Genomic DNA, 17335 nt, shown 5'->3' with positions numbered 1-17335 from the left:
TGGCGCAGCGCATCAACCTGCATGGCACACCACCAGGAAAGCACATATCTGTCCCCATTTTTCAACAGCCCCACGGAAGCTCTTCATCATGAATCTCAAGAAATTCGCAGCCTGCGTGCTGAGCGCCACTGCACTCGCTGTGAGTGCAGCGCCAGCTTTGGCACAAACCCCTGGCAAAGCCAATGTTGCCATTCTGGCCACGGGTGGCACCATCGCCAGCCGCGGTGCTGACAGCCTGGCGCTGACCGATTATGGGCCGGGTGCAGGCATGAAACAGGTGGGAATTCAGGCGCTGGTGGCTGCAGTTCCGGAGATCGAGAAGTTCGCCAATATCTCTGGTGAACAACTCTTCAACGTGGGCAGCTCCAAGATCAGCATTGCCAACTGGCTGGCGCTGGCCAGACGCACGAATGAACTCCTGGCGACCAAGGATGTGGACGGCGTGGTGATCACCCACGGCACCGACACCTTGGAGGAGACAGCGTATTTCCTGAATCTGGTGGTCAAGACCAGCAAGCCGGTGGTTCTGGTCGGCTCCATGCGTCCCAGCACCGGCATCAGTGCTGACGGACCATTGAATCTGGTCAATGCCGTGGCGCTGGCTGCAAGCCCTGCGGCCAAGGACAAGGGCGTTCTGGTGAGCATGAACGACACGATCAGCAGCGCCTTCGGGGTAATGAAGACCAATACCACCAATGCGGCCACGTTCAAGAGCCCGGATGGGGGAGAACTGGGCTACATGCAGAACTCCGAGCCTTTCTTCATCTCCAGCCCGCTCAAGCGGCATACCTCCCACAGCGAGTTCGACGTCAGCCAGCTCGAGAGCTTGCCGCGCGTCGATATCAACTACACGACCCTGGGTTCGGACGGCACTTTGGTCGATGCGGCAGTGGCGGCCGGTGCACGTGGCATCGTCAATGCAGGAACAGGGCACGCCAATATGCCGGTCGCCACGATGAACAGCTTGGTAGCAGCCCAGAAAAAAGGCGTTGCAGTCGTTACCGGCTCGCGTGTGACGACCGGCATCGTGACGCCAACCGGAGAGTTCAGGAAAGCGGGCTTTGTCGCTTCGATGATGCACTCGCCGCAAAAGGCCCGCATTCTCCTGATGCTGGCCCTCACCCGGACGAGCGATCCCAAGGAGCTGCAGCGAATCTTTGACGAATATTAAGGTGCACTTGCATTGCGCGCGCTGAGAACGGGCGCTCCTGCCCGAAGTCGACGAATATTTACATTGCCGCCATTCGGGTACTGTGGGTAACCGCCTTGCGGGCGGCTACACTCGCTGCGTTACTTGTACGGATTGCTTGTGAAGCCCTTTAATCTCGCCCGCTCCCTGCTGGTGGCCGCTTCGGCAGCGGCAGCGCTGGCCGCCCAGGCGGCAAACCCCATTCTGGTGCTCAATTCGCTGGATGCCAATATCAGCGTCGTTGATCCTGCGACCTGGAAAGAGGTCAAGCGCATTCCTACAGGCAAGGAGCCGCACCACCTGTACCTCACCCCCGACAGCAAATCCGTCATCGTGGCGAATGCCACGGGTGACTCGCTGACCTTTGTCGACCCCAAGACTGCAGATGTGCAGCGTGTGATCCAGGGCATCTCCGATCCCTACCATCTGCGCTTCTCGCCCGACATGAAGTGGTTTGTCACCGCGGCCAACCGCCTGAACCATATCGATATCTACAGCTGGAACGGCACCGACCCGAAGCTGGTCAAGCGCATTTCCACCGGCAAGACGCCCAGCCACCTGTGGATCGACAGCAAGAGCACGACGATCTACTCCACCATGCAGGACAGTGATGAGCTGGTCGCCATCGATATCGCCAGCCAGACATTGAAGTGGCGCATCAAGACCGGCCCCATGCCGGCCGATCTGTACGGCAGCCCCGACAACAAGTTCGTGTTTGTGGCGCTCACCGGCGGCGAGGGTGTACAGGTGTTCGACGTGGCAGGTGCACAGCCCAAACTGGTCAACTCCATCAAGACGGACAAGGGCGCGCACGCTTTCCGTGCCACGGGTGACGGCCGCCATCTGTTTGTCAGCAACCGCGTGGCCAACACCATCAGCAAGCTCGACATGCAAAGCCAGACCGTGGTGGACAAGTACCCGGGCCCCAGCGGTCCCGATTGCATGGATGTGACGCCTGACGGGCGCTATATCTATCTAAGCTCCCGCTGGGCGGGCAAGATGAGCGTGATCGACACCAAGGAACGCAAGGTGGTGAACCAGGTCAAGGTTGGCAAGTCGCCGCACGGCATCTGGACCTTGGACCATGCTCCGCGCTGATACGGGCCGCGCATGCGTCTGAGCACTCTATTTTTGATAGCTGCTGGCGCTCTGCCTATGGGCGTAGGAGCGAAAAATCATGCAAACTCGGCAGCCAGTTGCAGCAAACCCGTCTATCTGACGCTGGATACCGGCCACATGGGAGTGGCCGACAGGATTGCCGAGGTGCTGCAGCAGGAAGATGTGAAAGTCACCTTTTTTGCCGCCAACGAGCGCACCAAGGAGGGTGACGGAAGCCTGGGCGAGCACTGGACCCCCTGGTGGAAGGCGCGCGCGGCTGAAGGCCATGCCTTTGCCTCGCATACCTGGGACCATGTGTACTGGCGTGCCGATGGGAAGACGGAGCAGGGCGCTGTGCGCAGCTTCACGGTGCGCCCATCGCAGGGGCCTCTTGCGGGCAAGACTGCGGTGATGACCGTGCCCCAATACTGTGCCGAAATCAAGAAATCCGAAGACCGCCTGCAGCAGATCACCGGTACCAAGCCACTGCCGCTGTTTCGCGCGCCTGGCGGCAAGACTTCGCCCGCGCTGATTGCTGCGGCGCAAAGCTGCGGTTACGCCCACGTAGGCTGGTCGCCCGCCGGTTTTCTGGGCGATGAATTGCCCAGCGACAAATATCCCAATGCCATGCTGCTGGACAAGGCGCTCAGAAACATCCGCTCCGGCGACATTCTTCTGGCGCACCTGGGCATCTGGGACCGCAAGGATCCCTGGGCGCCTGCCGTGCTGCAGCCGCTGATCCAGGGCCTCAAGGCACAGGGCTTCTGCTTTGCCACCCTGCGCGATCACCCCCAGTACCGTGAATGGATTCGCAGCCATTGACTGCCTTGATCAGCGGTTTTTTGGCACACTGAATGGGCTTGCCGCGCGCAGGCACAGGTAATTTCTAGCTATGGAATTCTTCAGCTCTCTTTTTGACAATGCCCAGCAATGGGTGTTTGAACAGGTGTTCCAGCCGCTCCTGTTCAATATGGGCCTGGCCAACTTTCTGGAAGATGGCTACACCGCCGCTGGCTGGTTTCTGGTGGGCTGCCTGCAGATTGTCATCATGGTGCTGGTGATTGCGCCGCTGCAGCGCTGGCGCCCGGTGGAGGCGGTGACCGACAAGCACGCCATCCGCATCGATATTCTCTACACGCTGATCCACCGCCTGGGGCTGTTCCGCCTGGCGCTCTTTTTTACCATCGACCCCCTGTGGGACTGGCTGGTAGGCAGCCTGCGCATGCAAGGGTTTGAGACCTGGCATGTGGACGCACTCTGGCCGGGCGTGACCGATGTGGCCTGGGTCAGCCTCTTGATCTATCTGGTGATTTTCGACTTTGTGGCCTACTGGATCCACCGTGGCCAGCACAGCTTCGTCTGGTGGTGGAAGCTGCATGCACTGCACCATTCGCAGCGCCAGATGACGATGTGGAGCGACAACCGCAACCACCTGCTGGACGATATCCTGACCGACAGCATTCTGGTGCTGGTCGCCGTGCTGATCGGTATGGCCCCGAGCCAGTTTGTGGCCATCGTCGCCATCACCCAGTTGAGCGAGAGCCTGCAACATGCCAATCTGCGCGTATGGTTTGGCACGCTGGGCGAGCGGCTGTGGATCAGCCCACGCTTTCACCGCCGCCACCATGCGATTGGCATCGGGCATGAGTCGCCAGCCAAGGGTTTGGAGGGAAATACGTCTACAGCGCAAGACAGTCAAGCGCAGAATGCTATCAAAAAAGAAGCAATCAACACTACAAAAGCCCGCCCGCGCCTGGGAGGCTGCAACTTCGGTGTGTTGCTGCCCTGGTGGGACATGCTGTTTGGCACTGCCAATTTTGAGCTGCGCTACGACCCGACCGGCATCCGCGACCAGGTGCAGCCCAACAGGCAAGGCCAGTTGCGCGACTACGGCAGCGGTTTCTGGAGCCAGCAGTGGCGCGGGGTGCTCCGCCTGCTGAACAAGGCCTGATACTTGTCCCGGTGCTTACAGGCGCGCCTGGGGGCTGTGGGGCGCTGAATCGACAGGGCTGGCCGTTGCCGGTTAGCATGATCATCGGTTTTTAATGCATAAGGAACCCCTCCTATGTCCCAAGGCTCCAGCCTGATGCTTGATTCTTTCTGGCGCGCTGCAGCGTACTGCTTTCGCCCCAAGGTGATTGCGCTGTCGCTGGTGCCGCTGGTCGTGATGCTGCTGGTGCTGGGCGGCTGGAGCTACTTCTACTGGACGGCCAGCGTGGCAGCGGTGCAGCACTGGGTGGAGACCATCGGCTGGCTGCGCACCATGTTCAGCTGGTTTGGTGGCAGCGGCACCGAAGGCTTTGCCGCTGGCGTGGCGCCATTTGTGGTGCTGGTGCTGATGACCCCGATGGCGGCCGTGCTGGCACTGCTCATCATCGCCTTGCTGATGACACCGGCGCTGCTGCGCATGGTGACGGAGCAGCGCTTTGCCACGCTGGCCAAAAAGCACGGCACAGGCCTCGTGGCCAGTGTAGTGTGGGCCTTGGGCACATCAGCCGTAGCCGTGGTTGCCTTTGTGGTGACGATGCCGTTGTGGCTGATTCCTCCCCTTGTGCTGGTGGTGCCGCCCGTCATCTGGGGCTGGCTGACCTACCGGGTCATGAGTGTCGACGCACTGGCTGAGCACGCGAGCAAGTCCGAGCGCGATGCGCTGCTGCAGCGCCATCGCTGGCCGCTCCTGCTGATGGGCGTGATCAGCGGCTATATCGGCATTGCGCCCAGCATCGTCTGGGCCTCGGGCATCGTCTTCACCATCGGCTTTGTGGTGCTGGTGCCGCTGGCGGTATGGATCTACGCCATCACCTTTGCATTCTCTTCGCTGTGGTTCATCCATTTCGGGCTGGCTGCCCTGCAGGCCTTGCGTGCAGAGCAGGACGAGATGCCGGTGGCGGAAGCGCAATGGGGCGATGGCAAGGCCTTGGAGGGCGCGCTTCCTGCAGGCGAGCAGCCAGAGAAGTGACCAAATCGGTGCGCGGTAGAATATACATTGCACCAATTTGGTGCAATTTAGCGTCAAAACTGTGCATCCTGCCGAGGCTTGTGCGTGGGCGGTAAATTGCACCGAGGTGGTGCGATAGCAGGGTGGGGGCAGGCCAGGGAGTTGTACAAATTCCCCTGCAACGGCTGTCCCAAGCTGGCAAAGCGCGGTACAGTCACGCTCGGTACGGTGGCAGGCCGGGCCGGGTAGTTGCCGGCAACATGGACCGGGCAGATGTCATAAAACTGGCACGCAATCTGCTTTAGTCTTGCCACAGTCTTTTTATTGATGTTTTTCTTTGGAGCTATAGATGGCCAAGAGCGTTGCAGATGTGATGAGCATGTTGGACGAGAACGAGGTCAAGTTCGTTGACCTGCGTTTCACCGATACCCGTGGCAAGGAGCAACACGTCACGGTGCCGATCTCGCACTTTGACGAAGACAAGTTCGCCTCGGGCCACGCTTTCGACGGCTCTTCGGTTGCCGGCTGGAAGGGTATCGAAGCCTCGGACATGCTGCTGATGCCCGATCCGAACACCGCCAACATCGATCCATTCTTTGACGAAACCACACTGTTCCTGCAGTGCGACGTGATCGAGCCAGGCGACGGCAAGGCCTATGACCGCGATCCCCGCTCCATCGCCAAGCGCGCCGAAGCCTACCTGAAGGCCTCTGGCCTGGGCGACACGGCCTACTTCGGTCCCGAGCCAGAATTCTTCATCTTTGATGGCGTGCGTTGGAGCACCGAACCCAACAACCCGTTCTACGACATCGAAGAATACGAAGCCCCCTGGAACAGCGGCACCAAGTTCGACTCCGGCAACCGTGGCCACCGTCCACGCGTCAAGGGCGGCTACTTCCCCGTTCCTCCTGTCGACAGCACGCAGGACATGCGCGCGGAAATGTCCCTGCTGCTCGAATCGCTGGGCATCCCCGTCGAAGTTTTCCACCACGAAGTGGCAGGCGCCGGCCAGAACGAGCTGGGCACCCGTTTCTCGACCCTGGTTGAGCGCGCTGACTGGACGCAGGTGCAAAAGTACGTGATCTGGAACGTGGCTGACACGTACGGCAAGACGGCAACCTTCATGCCCAAGCCTTACGCTGGCGACAATGGCTCCGGCATGCACGTGCACCAGTCCGTCTGGAAGGACGGCAAGAACCTGTTTGCTGGCGACGGCTACGCGGGTCTGTCGGATTTCGCGCTGTATTACATCGGCGGCATCATCAAGCACGCCCGTGCCTTGAACGCCATCACCAACCCTGGCACCAACAGCTACAAGCGCCTGGTGCCTGGTTACGAGGCTCCAGTGAAGCTGGCGTACTCGGCCAAGAACCGCTCGGCATCGATTCGCATTCCTTACGTGAGCAACCCCAAGGGCCGCCGCGTGGAGGCACGCTTCCCCGATCCGCTGATGAACCCATACCTGGGCTTTGCTGCACTGCTGATGGCTGGCCTCGACGGCGTGGAAAACAAGATCCACCCAGGTGAAGCAGCCACCAAGGATCTGTACCACCTGCCACCCGAAGAAGACAAGCTGGTGCCTACCGTGTGCCACAGCCTGGATCAGGCACTGGAAGCCCTGGATGCAGACCGCGCTTTCCTGACCAAGGGCGGCGTGTTCAGCGACAGCATGCTTGACGCCTACATCGAGCTGAAGATGAGCGAGGTGACCCGCTTCCGCCAGGCGGTGCACCCTGTCGAGTTCGACATGTACTATTCGCTGTAAAGCACCAGGAAGCAAGGGCGGCATTGTTGCTGTCCTGCTGCAAAACGGCCTGTATTGCACAGGCCGTTTTTTCTGTCTCGTTTCGATATGAAGTTGATAGCAAGACTATGGCACGGGCCGTGCGATGTGTGGTGAAGGTGCTGCGAATCTGTAACAGAAGGAACTGTTATTCATGGTCAGCCTCTGTTTGTCTATACACTGCCTGTGCACGCCGCAGCAGTTGCCCGCGTTATGAAACGTGATTGCAGCTGGTATTTGTTTGCTGTTGCAATGGGGTGCTGGAATCTTTGATGTACAGATTGGCGTGATACTTGCCACTGTGGAGTGAATGGGCGAATCGAGGTTATGCATATCAAGTGGTTGTTTTTGGCGGTTGCAATGGCGGGTGCACAGGGCGCTGTGGCGCAGGATCGCATCTATCGCTGTGGCAATGAGTACACCAATGACGCGGCCAAGGCGCGCCAGCGGGGGTGTGCCCAGATCGAGGCTGCCAATGTGACCATCGTGCAGGGCACGCGCCCGCAAGGTGGCGCAGGGGCGGCCAGCCCGGCGCCCGCGCCGTCTGCAGCCGCGCCACGTCCGGCCCGCGCGCCGGCAGCCGCAACGCCTGCGCCACGTTCCACCTCGGCAGAGGGCCGCGCGCGCGATTCCGATGCGCGACTGATCCTAGAGACCGAACTGAAGAAGGCCGAGACGCGCAAGGCGGATCTGGCCCGTGAGTACAACAATGGCGAGCCGCAAAAAAATGCGCTGGAGATGCGCAACCCGGCCTTCTACAACAAGCGTGTGGAAGACCTGAAGGCGGAGATAACCCGCATGGACAGCGATATCGCCGGTATTCAAAGAGAGCTGCAGCGTCTGCCTGCACCTTGATCCCACTTTCTTCCTGCTGCCCAACCCATGCCTGACCTGACCGCAGCCGACCGCGAATGGCGCGAGTGGCAAGCGCTGGAGCACATCGCAACCCTGGTGGCGGTCATTCGGCTCGATGGCGCTGCCGTGCGTGTCAACGCCGCACTGGAAAACGCGCTGGGCGTATCGCGCAAAAGCATTCTGGGCCACGAGCTGGGTGTTTTCTTTCAGGACGATGAGCTCCTGCACAAGGCGCTGGTGGATGCGCGGGCGCAGCGCTTTTCGTCCTTGAGGTTCGAGGCGCAGTTGCGTCGCAGCCTGCAGGACGCCTTTCCGGTGCATGTGAACCTGTCATGGTGGCAGGAAGATGCCGAGATTCTGGTGGAGCTGTGGCCTTTGGAGCAGCAGGTGCGCCAGGATCGCGAAGAGCGCGTGCGTGAGCAGGCTCTGGCCAACAAAGAGCTGATCCGCAACCTTGCGCACGAGATCAAGAACCCGCTGGGCGGCATTCGAGGCGCTGCGCAGTTGCTGGACATGGAGCTGCCGGACCGCCAGCTCAAAGAATATACCGACGTCATCATCCACGAGGCCGATCGCCTGCAGGCCCTGGTGGACCGGTTGCTCGCTCCGCACCGCCATCCGCACACCGTAGGTGATGTGAACATCCATGAAGTATGCGAGCGCGTGTGCCAGTTGGTGCTGCTGGAATATCCGAACGGCCTCAAGATCGAGCGCGATTACGATATCTCGCTGCCTGAGATCCGAGGCGACCGTGAGCAGCTCATCCAGGCGCTGCTCAACATTGTGCAGAATGCCGCGCAGGTGCTGGAGCCGCAGATGGCACAGGGAACGGCGCGCATCATTCTGCGCACGCGCATTGCGCGCCAGCTCACCTTGGGCCGCAAGCGCCACAAGTTGGCATTGGAATTGCATGTCATCGACAATGGTCCTGGTATCGAGCCGGACATCAAGGAGCGGATCTTCTACCCCTTGGTGACCGGACGCGATGGCGGCACGGGCCTGGGCTTGCCGCTGGCACAGACCTTTGTACAAAGGCACGAAGGTCTGATTGAATGCGAGAGCGAGCCTGGGCGCACGGATTTTCGCATCATGCTGCCGTTGACGGATTAGCTTGCATGGCGCAGCCCGGCCAGGACCACGATTCATGGTTTGTAGATTTGGAAGGGCGATAGCGACAATGAAACCCATCTGGATAGTGGACGACGACCCTTCGATCCGGTTCGTACTCGAGAAGGCGCTGGCGCGCGAGCAACTGCCCACGCGCAGCTTTGTGCATCCGCAGGAGGTACTGGAGGCGCTCGCCTCGAACGAGGATCCATCGCAGGCACCGTCCGTGCTGGTTAGCGACATCCGCATGCCGGGCGGCAACGGCTTGCAGCTGCTGGAGCAGTTGCATGCAGCCCAGCCCGAGTTGCCAGTCATCATCATGACGGCGTACTCCGACCTCGACAGCGCGGTGTCAGCCTTTCAGCGCGGTGCTTTCGAGTACCTGCCCAAGCCATTTGACGTGCCCAAGGCGGTGGAGCTGATCCAGCGTGCCGTGCAACAAAGCCAGAGCCAGATGCCGGACCCGGCCCAGTCTGCGGGCAGCGGCGAGATGCTGGGCCAGGCGCCCGCCATGCAGGATGTCTTTCGTGCCATCGGGCGCCTGTCGCAAAGCAATGTGACCGTGATGGTGACCGGCGAATCCGGATCGGGCAAGGAGCTGGTGGCGCGCGCGCTGCACAAGCACTCTCCGGTGGCGGGCGGACCGTTTGTGGCCATCAATACCGCAGCCATTCCCAAGGACCTGCTCGAATCCGAATTGTTCGGCCATGAGCGCGGCGCCTTCACCGGCGCGCAGACCCAGCGCAGGGGTCGCTTTGAGCAGGCCGAGGGCGGAACGCTGTTTCTCGACGAAATCGGCGATATGCCGTTCGATCTGCAGACCCGTCTGCTGCGTGTGCTCTCCGACGGGCATTTCTACCGGGTGGGCGGCCATGTGCCAGTCAAATCGCATGTGCGGGTGATTGCCGCCACGCACCAAAACCTGGAAGAGCGCGTTCAAAAGGGCGTGTTCCGCGAAGACTTGTTTCACCGCCTGAACGTGATCCGTCTGCGGCTGCCGCCGCTGCGCGAACGCAAGGAAGACATTCCGATGCTGGCTCGCCATTTTCTGGCGGCCAGTGCCCGCCAGCTGGGGGTGGAGCCCAAGCAGCTGTCCGAAGGCGCGCTGGCACGGCTGGCGCAGTTCGGGTTTCCGGGCAATGTGCGGCAGCTCGAGAACATCTGCCACTGGATCACCGTGATGGCGCCAGCCCAGCGTGTGTCCGAGCAGGATTTGCCACCCGAAGTGCTGCAAAGCACGGCTGGGCCTGGCATATCCGCTGCACCGGTACCGCAGGCCCTGATGCCAGAGACGCCTATTGCGCTTGTTCCACAAGCGTCAGTAGCTATTAATTCAGTAGCAAATGGCAATGCTGTACCGTTTGCAGAAGCACCTCGCCCTTCCATTGCAGCTACCTCAGGTTCCGCACCACCATGGGAATCCGATCTGGCGCGGGAGGCCGATGCGCTGCTGCAGTCGGGCAGCACCGAAGTGTGGGACATTCTCAGCCGCCGGTTTGAATCCCAACTGATCCGATCAGCGTTGGCTGCCACGCACGGCAAACGCATCGAAGCCGCGCAGCGCCTGGGCATTGGCCGCAATACCATCACGCGCAAGATCCAGGAACTGGGTCTCGCAGCAGGCGACGAGTAGGCGGCTTGGTGGTTTGAAGCACAGCCCGCAGCATGCGGGCTGTATTGCCTTTAGGCCTACTGCGGTGAACGATGAAGCCAGCGAAGGCAGCGGGCCGTGGGCGGCTCTCGTTGGAGCATGTCACAATGGGCTGAAACAGCTTTCCTACGTGTACAAGCATGCAAAAAATGTCTTCGGTGTTCACGGCCCAGGCCTACCGCAACTCGCCGGAGCGGGTAGGGCGCCAGCGCTCAGCCATGCTCAATACCGTGCGGCTGGCGGTATCCACAGCCAATGGCATGGCCCATGTGGCGGGCGACGTGGTGCACAGCCTGCTGGCCGGAGGTCTGCCGCCCAAGGCCAAGGGGCAGTGGGGCAATCCCGCGCGGGAAGAGGCCTACTGGCGCAGCCATTACCAGGGCATGGATTTTTACGTGGTGGGCCAGCCGTTTGAGACATACCGCCTCGCGCTGTCGCTTGGCTGGTTTGCCGCGCAGCGCAATCCGCAGGGCTTTGACGAAGTGGCACCGCAACTGGAAGTGCAGTGGCAGCACGTGCGCGGCAGCAGCACGCTCACCTGGCCACAGGCGCGCGAAATTGCCTGCGCCGCGTATGAGCACGCGCTGCAAGGCATTCGCGGCGAGGAGCTGTCGGCCGCGCAAGTACAGCATGCGCTGCGGGTGCTGCAGACTGGCCTGAAGGATTGCGAGGAATGCCTGGTGGCTGGCAGCGAGCAGGCCCGTGCCATTGCGCTGCGCACCTATCTGTATGCACTGGCCGAGCAGTTTCGTGCGCTGAACTGGCAATTGCAGGATGTGCTGCTGGCCTTGCCCGAAAGCGGCCCGCTGGTGGAGCGTCCCGGCCAGAGCGCAGCCGGTTGCCTGCACCGGCGCTGGACGGATTTCAAGCAGCGCGCCAACATGGTGACCGACCGCGACCTCATCGCCGAATGCAGCCTGTGCCTGGTGCTGGCTGCGGAGCGCTACCAGCGTGTGCTGGAATCTGCCCTGCCACTGGAATTGCGCCCGCTGCTGCAGGGCCAGGCCCAGCAATTGCGCCGCTATATCGATGAGTTGCAGCACATGCAGGATGCACGTGCCCGCTGATTTTATCGCTATTGAATTTGAAGGTTGTACGCCTACCAGCTGGTCGCTTGCAGCCATTTTTACCTGATTATTTTCGGTAGAGCGCATGCGCATTCCGGCAGGCAAGATACCTGCTGGGCGCACGGGAATTCGGCCCCCCTGCGCCGTGGGAGGCAGGAGGTTGCGATTACAATCGCACCCGCAGAATATTGCATTCCTGCTGTCAAAAGCGGGCTCATGGTTTCCCTCCTGCTGGCGTCCTGCATGCGCCTTGGCGCGCCAGACTGCGCGGTATCGGAGAGGAATGTGTACATCCGGATCACGAGAACAACAACCGCCGATGTGCATCAAGAGCCCCGCTAGGAGCGTTGATGGCACCAACAACCGCTCTGATTGAAGGTAATCGTTATGGCTCTAACGGGCAAAAAGGGCATGTCGTCGGCCCTGGTCATTCTGGCCGCCATGGTGCTGGGTATCGTGGTGGGCTATATCGTCCATGCCAGCGTGTCGGACCCGGCCGAGGTCAAGGAAGTCGCCGGCTATATCTCCCTGGTCTCCGATATCTTTCTGCGCCTGATCAAGATGCTGATCGGGCCGCTGGTGTTCTCTACCCTGGTCGTGGGCATTGCACACATGGGCGATGCCGCTTCGGTTGGCCGGGTGTTCTTCAAGGCCATGCTGTGGTTTCTGACAGCATCGCTCGTGTCGCTGTTGCTGGGCATGGTGCTGGCCAATGTGCTGCAACCGGGCCACAACCTGGGATTGCCGCTGCCGGATGTGAGCGCGGCCACCAACCTGGCCACGGGCAAGTTCACGCTGCGTGAGTTCATCAACCACACGGTGCCCAAATCCTTTGCCGAAGCCATGTCGAACAACGAGATCCTGCAGATCGTGGTGTTCTCGATGTTCTTTGGCGTGGCGATGGCGGCGCTGGGCGACAAGGCCAGGACCTTGCTCGCGGCGATTGACGAGTTGTCGCACGTCATGCTCAAGATCACCGGCTATGTGATGAAGCTCGCGCCTCTGGCGGTGCTGTCGGCCATGGCGTCGACCGTGGCGGTCAACGGCCTGGGCATTCTGCTGAAATTTGCGGTCTTCATGGGCGAGTTCTATCTGGGGCTGTTCATCCTGTGGTCGATTCTGGTGCTGGCGGGCCTCGCCTTCCTTGGCAAGCGCGTGTTCAAGCTGTTGGCACTCATCAAGGAGGCCTTCATGGTGTCGTTTGCCACCGCGAGTTCGGAGGCTGCATACCCCAAGATTCTTGATGCGCTCGACCGTTTTGGCGTCAAACGCAAGATTTCGAGTTTTGTCATGCCCATGGGCTACTCGTTCAACCTGGACGGCTCGATGATGTACTGCACCTTTGCAACGCTGTTCATCGCACAGGCCTACGGCATCGAGCTGTCGCTGGCCACCCAGGTGACCATGCTGCTCGTGCTGATGCTCACCTCCAAGGGGATTGCTGGCGTGCCGCGCGCATCGCTGGTAGTGATTGCTGCCACCCTGGGCCACTTCAATATTCCGGAAGCAGGTTTGCTTCTGATCCTGGGCGTGGACACTTTCCTTGACATGGGCCGCTCGGCCACCAATGCGGTTGGCAATTCGCTGGCATCGGCCGTGGTCGCCAAATGGGAAGGCGAATTGCTGTCGGAGGCAGATGCCGAGGCGCTGGCGCGCAAGCTCGATGAGGAAGCTGCGCTCGCCATGCACGCGGTGCAGGAGCCTGAGAAGGCTTGATGCAGGCTGAGGCAACCTGGCTGCTGGCAGAGATTGATCAAGCCATAGAACAAACGGGCGCGCAGTTCATGCAGCGCCCGTTTTCATTGTCGGTCTGTTTTTCCAGGGAGCCTGCGCCGCCGTTCAGGCAGTGCCGAAAAACCGCAGTTTGCAGCGTTGGCGCCATCAAGCGCCTGCGGAAGGCGTCTCCATGGCTTTGGTCTTGATTAACCCAGGGTGATCACCACCGGTGCGTGGTCGCTCGGCTGCTTGTTTTTGCGCGGCACGCGGTCGATCATGCAGGCGCTCACGCTGCCCTTGAGCGCCTCGCTCACGAGAATGTGGTCAATGCGCAGACCACGGTTCTTCTGGAAGCCCAGCATGCGGTAGTCCCACCAGCTGTAGCTTTTTTCGGGCTGCTCGAACATACGGTAGGCATCCGTCAGTCCCAGGGCCAGCAGGCCCTGGAAGTGGTTGCGTTCTTCGGTCGTGTGGTGGATGGTTTCGCGCAGGCCATCGGGGTCGTAGCTATCGCGGTCTTCCGGGGCCACATTGAAGTCCCCGACCAGCACGAGGCGCGGGTGTGCGGCCAGTTCGGCCTTGATATAGGCCTCCAGCCCGCCCAGCCAGCGCATCTTGTAGGCAAATTTCTCCGATCCTGGCTCCTGGCCATTGACGAAATAGCAGTTGACCACGCGGATGTCGCCTGCGGGGCTGGAGATGGTGCCTGCAATGACGCGCGCCTGCTCGTCCTCAAAGTGCGGGTTGGCGCGCACCACATCGGCAATGACACTCCGGGCCAGCAGGGCCACGCCGTTATAGGTCTTCTGGCCGAAGCTCACCGCCTGGTAGCCGGCAGCCGCAAAGGCATCGTGCGGAAACTTGTCATCGGTGAGCTTGAGCTCCTGCAGCCCCAGCACATCGACTGGATTGGCTGCCAGCCAGTCCAGCACCTGCGGCAGGCGGACGGAGAGGGAGTTGACGTTCCAGGTGGCAATTTGCATATCTCAGAAATTCCGTTTCATCCATTTCCATGGCGAGGCCATGGATGGGCAACGCACAGCGCATTGCAATGGGCCAAGTGTAGAGCACGCGCGCCGGGTGGGTGACGCAAAGGCTGTTGCTGGCAGGGTACCGGCGCAGGCACGCTCCTGATGGCAAAAAAAAGCCACCGCAAGGGTGGCTGAACGACGCTCAGTAAGCGCTGGCGCCGAAGGAGAAGGGGAGCTACTCGCTGCATCCGGTGCATGGGGCGCACCAGCATCCGCTTTCGCTCAAAAAATTTCATCCGGACAGCATGCACATGGGGGCAGGGGTACAAGGCCGGGGCAGACAGGTTGCAACGCGAACATGACACGGGTATTTCGAGTGTCAGAAGCGGTATGTGTCGAAGAACTGATGGTTTTTTATATGGATTGCCGCGTGCCTTTGGTGCGGTTGTTGATACTGTATGGAAAATCAGTATAGCAAAAAATACTGTATGAATGAACAGTTTCATTGGAGATGGGTCAGATGTTGCCATTTCCTGACTGCCGTAGGGTCAAGGATCGGTGCGAAAAAGCCCAGCCGTTGAAAACGGATCGCCGGCCCATCACTGTCTACAATGGCGCCCACTGCCATGAAACAGCCTGATTTCCTTTCTTTTGCTTCCGCAGAGGGGGTTGCCTCGCAAGCCGCCATGTTGCGCCGCTCGGCGCGCGCCTTCACTCCGCAGCTGGTGGCCGATGCTGTGCTGCACGCCGTGTTGCAGGAGGCTCGCCGTGCGCCCAGTGGCGCCAACCTGCAGCCTGGCTATTTCTGGCAGGTATGCGGCGATCTGCGCGAACAACTGTCTGGCCGCCTGCAGCAGGCCTATCAGGCGGGTGCGCAGGAGGCGGAAGACTACGGCTATTTCCCCAACCCGCTGCCCATGTCGCTGCGCAAGCGCCAGGTGGCTGCCGCACAGGCCCTGTATGGCGCGCTGGGTGTGGAGCGGGGGGATGCCGCTGGTCGCACCGCGCAGTTTGGCCGCAACTTTCAGTTCTTCCAGGCGCCGGTGGCGCTCATCATTACCATCGACAGCGGTTTTGGCCCGGGCGGCTACATGGACCTGGGCATGGCGATCTACGGGCTGATGCTGGCTGCCCAGTCGCGCGGCCTGGCGACCTGCGCCATTGGCGCGATGGCCTCGTACCCGGGCCTGATCCGCGAGGTGCTGCAACTGCCGACATCGCAAACGGTGGTGTGCGGCATGGCCATGGGGTATGAAGACACCGATGCGCCAGTGAACCAGACGGTGACTGCGCGGGCAGCCCTTGGCGAGTACTTTCAGCGCTTAGGGGGCGGTTGCTGAATCACCACTGGCTGCGCGCTTTTTCCAGTGCAGTTGAATGCCTGCCAGGTGTGTCGCCATTTGCGTGGGCGCGTATGACGCGGGGTAGATTACTTCCAGCGTTTGGTTGGCGGTCCAGTTGAGGCCTACTTCGGTAGTGGTGGGGTCGCCGATGCGTGTGCTGTAGCCGCGTTTCCCTCCATTGGTGTAGAGGGACAGGCGCAGCTCCGGGTCTGCCTGGCTGTCGCATTGTTGCCAGGAGATCTCTGCCCACTGGCTGTTGTCGGGCGCATTGGCTTTGGCCATTGCAGACTGCGTGCAGGTCAGGGGACGCCCGAAATGGGCGTAGGCCATCACCCCAGTGTTCAGCACCCCGATCGCTGCAAATAGATACAGCAATGTGTTCAGTATGTATTTCATACGGTCGACATTCATCAATGCATCAGAGCAACTGCTGCACCAGGCTTGCGCTCCCCAGTCCGCCAGCACCTGCTATTGCTGCCAATCCCAGCCCTCCGGGTGGTGCCTGCTCCAGCTCCGCCAGCACCCGCACCAAGGCAACGGTGGCCGACGCGCCAATCGGATGTCCGCGCGCGATACCGCTGCCGTGTCGGTTCAGCACATCTGCGCTCGCACCTTCTGACTGCAGCAGAGCCTGCCACTGCAGGCCTTGCACGGCAAAGGCGTCGTGCAACTCGATGGCTGTCAGCTCCGCCCAGTGGCATTGGTGGGCCTGCAACAGGCCGCGGGCTGCCTCTGCGGCCAGCACCAGGGGCATGGCAGGCGTGCCGCCCACCGATTGATGGCCTAGCCACCGGGCGCGGGGCCTTGTGTGGAGGCGCGAGCAGGCGGCTTCGCTCATCAGCAGCACCAGTGCCGCGCCATCGGCCTTGGGCGAGATCGCAACAGCACTGACGGCGTGCTCTGCGCGTGTGGTGGTGTCCACATCGGCATCAGTGTGGGCGATGGCGGGCAGGCGAGCCAGCTGCCTTGCTCCCAACCTGCGCGCAAAGGCATCTTGCGCTACACCCTGGATGGGCACGATCTCTGCGGCCAACACGTGCGCGGCCTGCAGCGCACGGGCGTGGCTGGCGGCGGCGTAGGCATCCTGTGCGGCGCGGGTGTGGCCCTGGCTTGCCGCATAGCGGGCGGCGGCCAGCAGCAGGTCTGGATCGTCATGCGGAGGCGGCGCAAAAGCGGGGCGCTCGTAGGGCACGGGCACATCACCGGCATGCAAAGGGCGTGTGGCGCGAATGGGCGCGCGGCTCCAGGCTTCTGCGCCGCCCGCAACCACCACATCGGCCTGGCCGCTGGCAATTAGGCTGGCGGCAAGCGCTACCGCATCCAGCCCCGCACAACACTGGGTGTCGACCGTGTAGGCAGCGCAGGTCTGGGGCAGGCCCGCAGCCAGGGCCAGCATGCGTGCCGGGTTGCCGCCAGCGCCAAGCGCATTGCCCAGTACCACCGTCTGCACCTGGCTGGCGGGCACACCTGCCTTGGCCAGCAGCGCATGCAGCACGGGCGCGCCGATCTCATGCGCATGCAGGGCTTTGAAGGCGCCACCCACCGGAACCACGGCGCTGCGGGCGTAGCTGGCAATGTAGACGGGGTGTGCAGGCATTTTGGAAGGAAACGGCCGCT

Annotated in this window: 15 protein-coding genes; 12 read left to right on the top strand and 3 right to left on the bottom strand. The window is 61.4% G+C overall.

Going from position 1 to position 17335, the window contains the following annotated elements; translation table 11 throughout:
- Window positions 1-88 precede the first annotated feature (88 nt).
- From LAD35_RS11855 to LAD35_RS11805, 11 genes are all read left to right on the top strand, one after another.
- The gene (locus tag LAD35_RS11855) at window positions 89-1171 is read left to right on the top strand and encodes an asparaginase (protein ID WP_224149278.1); all 1083 of its coding nucleotides are present in this window, start codon (window positions 89-91) and stop codon (window positions 1169-1171) included.
- A 138-nt stretch (window positions 1172-1309) separates the two neighbouring features.
- Entirely contained in the window at window positions 1310-2287 is a 978-nt protein-coding gene (locus LAD35_RS11850) for a YVTN family beta-propeller repeat protein (protein WP_377779998.1), read from the top strand.
- Between the two features lie 57 nt (window positions 2288-2344).
- The gene (locus LAD35_RS11845; protein ID WP_224149277.1) at window positions 2345-3109 is read left to right on the top strand and encodes a polysaccharide deacetylase family protein; all 765 of its coding nucleotides are present in this window, start codon (window positions 2345-2347) and stop codon (window positions 3107-3109) included.
- A 70-nt stretch (window positions 3110-3179) separates the two neighbouring features.
- Window positions 3180-4238, top strand: coding sequence for a sterol desaturase family protein (locus tag LAD35_RS11840; RefSeq protein ID WP_224149276.1), 1059 nt, complete (start codon window positions 3180-3182; stop codon window positions 4236-4238).
- A gap of 114 nt (window positions 4239-4352) precedes the next feature.
- The gene (locus LAD35_RS11835; protein WP_224149275.1) at window positions 4353-5246 is read left to right on the top strand and encodes an EI24 domain-containing protein; all 894 of its coding nucleotides are present in this window, start codon (window positions 4353-4355) and stop codon (window positions 5244-5246) included.
- A gap of 328 nt (window positions 5247-5574) precedes the next feature.
- Window positions 5575-6990: a type I glutamate--ammonia ligase gene (gene glnA, locus LAD35_RS11830; protein WP_224149274.1), complete on the top strand. Its 1416-nt coding sequence runs from the start codon at window positions 5575-5577 to the stop codon at window positions 6988-6990.
- A gap of 378 nt (window positions 6991-7368) precedes the next feature.
- Complete coding sequence (locus LAD35_RS11825; RefSeq protein WP_224149273.1) at window positions 7369-7863, top strand: hypothetical protein; 495 nt, start codon at window positions 7369-7371, stop codon at window positions 7861-7863.
- Window positions 7864-7890: 27 nt separating this feature from the next.
- Entirely contained in the window at window positions 7891-8973 is a 1083-nt protein-coding gene (gene glnL / locus LAD35_RS11820; protein WP_224149272.1) for a nitrogen regulation protein NR(II), read from the top strand.
- A gap of 67 nt (window positions 8974-9040) precedes the next feature.
- Window positions 9041-10603, top strand: coding sequence for a nitrogen regulation protein NR(I) (gene ntrC, locus LAD35_RS11815; RefSeq protein WP_317986698.1), 1563 nt, complete (start codon window positions 9041-9043; stop codon window positions 10601-10603).
- A gap of 167 nt (window positions 10604-10770) precedes the next feature.
- On the top strand, window positions 10771-11688 hold the full coding sequence (locus LAD35_RS11810; RefSeq protein WP_224149271.1) for a ferritin family protein: 918 nt from the start codon (window positions 10771-10773) through the stop codon (window positions 11686-11688).
- Window positions 11689-12075: 387 nt separating this feature from the next.
- Window positions 12076-13404, top strand: coding sequence for a dicarboxylate/amino acid:cation symporter (locus tag LAD35_RS11805; protein WP_224149270.1), 1329 nt, complete (start codon window positions 12076-12078; stop codon window positions 13402-13404).
- 206 nt (window positions 13405-13610) lie between these two features.
- Here the strand turns inward: LAD35_RS11805 and xth are convergent, their stop codons facing one another.
- Entirely contained in the window at window positions 13611-14387 is a 777-nt protein-coding gene (gene xth / locus LAD35_RS11800; protein ID WP_224149269.1) for an exodeoxyribonuclease III, read from the bottom strand.
- Window positions 14388-15001: 614 nt separating this feature from the next.
- Between xth and LAD35_RS11795 the strand changes: the two genes are divergently transcribed.
- Window positions 15002-15715, top strand: coding sequence for a nitroreductase (locus LAD35_RS11795; protein WP_396022746.1), 714 nt, complete (start codon window positions 15002-15004; stop codon window positions 15713-15715).
- Here LAD35_RS11795 and LAD35_RS11790 read toward each other — a convergent pair.
- Window positions 15698-16114, bottom strand: coding sequence for a hypothetical protein (locus tag LAD35_RS11790; protein WP_224149268.1), 417 nt, complete (start codon window positions 16112-16114; stop codon window positions 15698-15700). The two genes, LAD35_RS11795 and LAD35_RS11790, sit on opposite strands and share 18 nt — an antisense overlap.
- A gap of 22 nt (window positions 16115-16136) precedes the next feature.
- Window positions 16137-17315, bottom strand: a complete 1179-nt coding sequence (locus tag LAD35_RS11785; RefSeq protein ID WP_224149267.1) for an acetyl-CoA C-acyltransferase — start codon at window positions 17313-17315, stop codon at window positions 16137-16139.
- Between the last annotated feature and the right edge of the window lie 20 nt (window positions 17316-17335).

This window comes from Comamonas odontotermitis (genome assembly GCF_020080045.1).
GTDB lineage: Bacteria > Pseudomonadota > Gammaproteobacteria > Burkholderiales > Burkholderiaceae_C > Comamonas > Comamonas odontotermitis.
Note: the sequence above shows the minus strand (reverse complement) of the source record. Positions and strands in the feature narration are given on the sequence as shown.

What these genes read in the sequence shown, in the direction of transcription:
- LAD35_RS11855 (WP_224149278.1), top strand. Translation starts at nt 89, where the DNA reads ATGAATCTCAAGAAATTCGCAGCCTGCGTGCTGAGCGCCACTGCACTC.
- LAD35_RS11845 (WP_224149277.1), top strand. Translation starts at nt 2,345, where the DNA reads ATGGGCGTAGGAGCGAAAAATCATGCAAACTCGGCAGCCAGTTGCAGC.
- LAD35_RS11840 (WP_224149276.1), top strand. Translation starts at nt 3,180, where the DNA reads ATGGAATTCTTCAGCTCTCTTTTTGACAATGCCCAGCAATGGGTGTTT.
- LAD35_RS11835 (WP_224149275.1), top strand. Translation starts at nt 4,353, where the DNA reads ATGTCCCAAGGCTCCAGCCTGATGCTTGATTCTTTCTGGCGCGCTGCA.
- glnA (WP_224149274.1), top strand. Translation starts at nt 5,575, where the DNA reads ATGGCCAAGAGCGTTGCAGATGTGATGAGCATGTTGGACGAGAACGAG.
- LAD35_RS11825 (WP_224149273.1), top strand. Translation starts at nt 7,369, where the DNA reads ATGGCGGGTGCACAGGGCGCTGTGGCGCAGGATCGCATCTATCGCTGT.
- glnL (WP_224149272.1), top strand. Translation starts at nt 7,891, where the DNA reads ATGCCTGACCTGACCGCAGCCGACCGCGAATGGCGCGAGTGGCAAGCG.
- ntrC (WP_317986698.1), top strand. Translation starts at nt 9,041, where the DNA reads ATGAAACCCATCTGGATAGTGGACGACGACCCTTCGATCCGGTTCGTA.
- LAD35_RS11810 (WP_224149271.1), top strand. Translation starts at nt 10,771, where the DNA reads ATGTCTTCGGTGTTCACGGCCCAGGCCTACCGCAACTCGCCGGAGCGG.
- LAD35_RS11805 (WP_224149270.1), top strand. Translation starts at nt 12,076, where the DNA reads ATGGCTCTAACGGGCAAAAAGGGCATGTCGTCGGCCCTGGTCATTCTG.
- xth (WP_224149269.1), bottom strand. Translation starts at nt 14,387, where the DNA reads ATGCAAATTGCCACCTGGAACGTCAACTCCCTCTCCGTCCGCCTGCCG.
- LAD35_RS11795 (WP_396022746.1), top strand. Translation starts at nt 15,002, where the DNA reads ATGAAACAGCCTGATTTCCTTTCTTTTGCTTCCGCAGAGGGGGTTGCC.
- LAD35_RS11790 (WP_224149268.1), bottom strand. Translation starts at nt 16,114, where the DNA reads ATGAAATACATACTGAACACATTGCTGTATCTATTTGCAGCGATCGGG.
- LAD35_RS11785 (WP_224149267.1), bottom strand. Translation starts at nt 17,315, where the DNA reads ATGCCTGCACACCCCGTCTACATTGCCAGCTACGCCCGCAGCGCCGTG.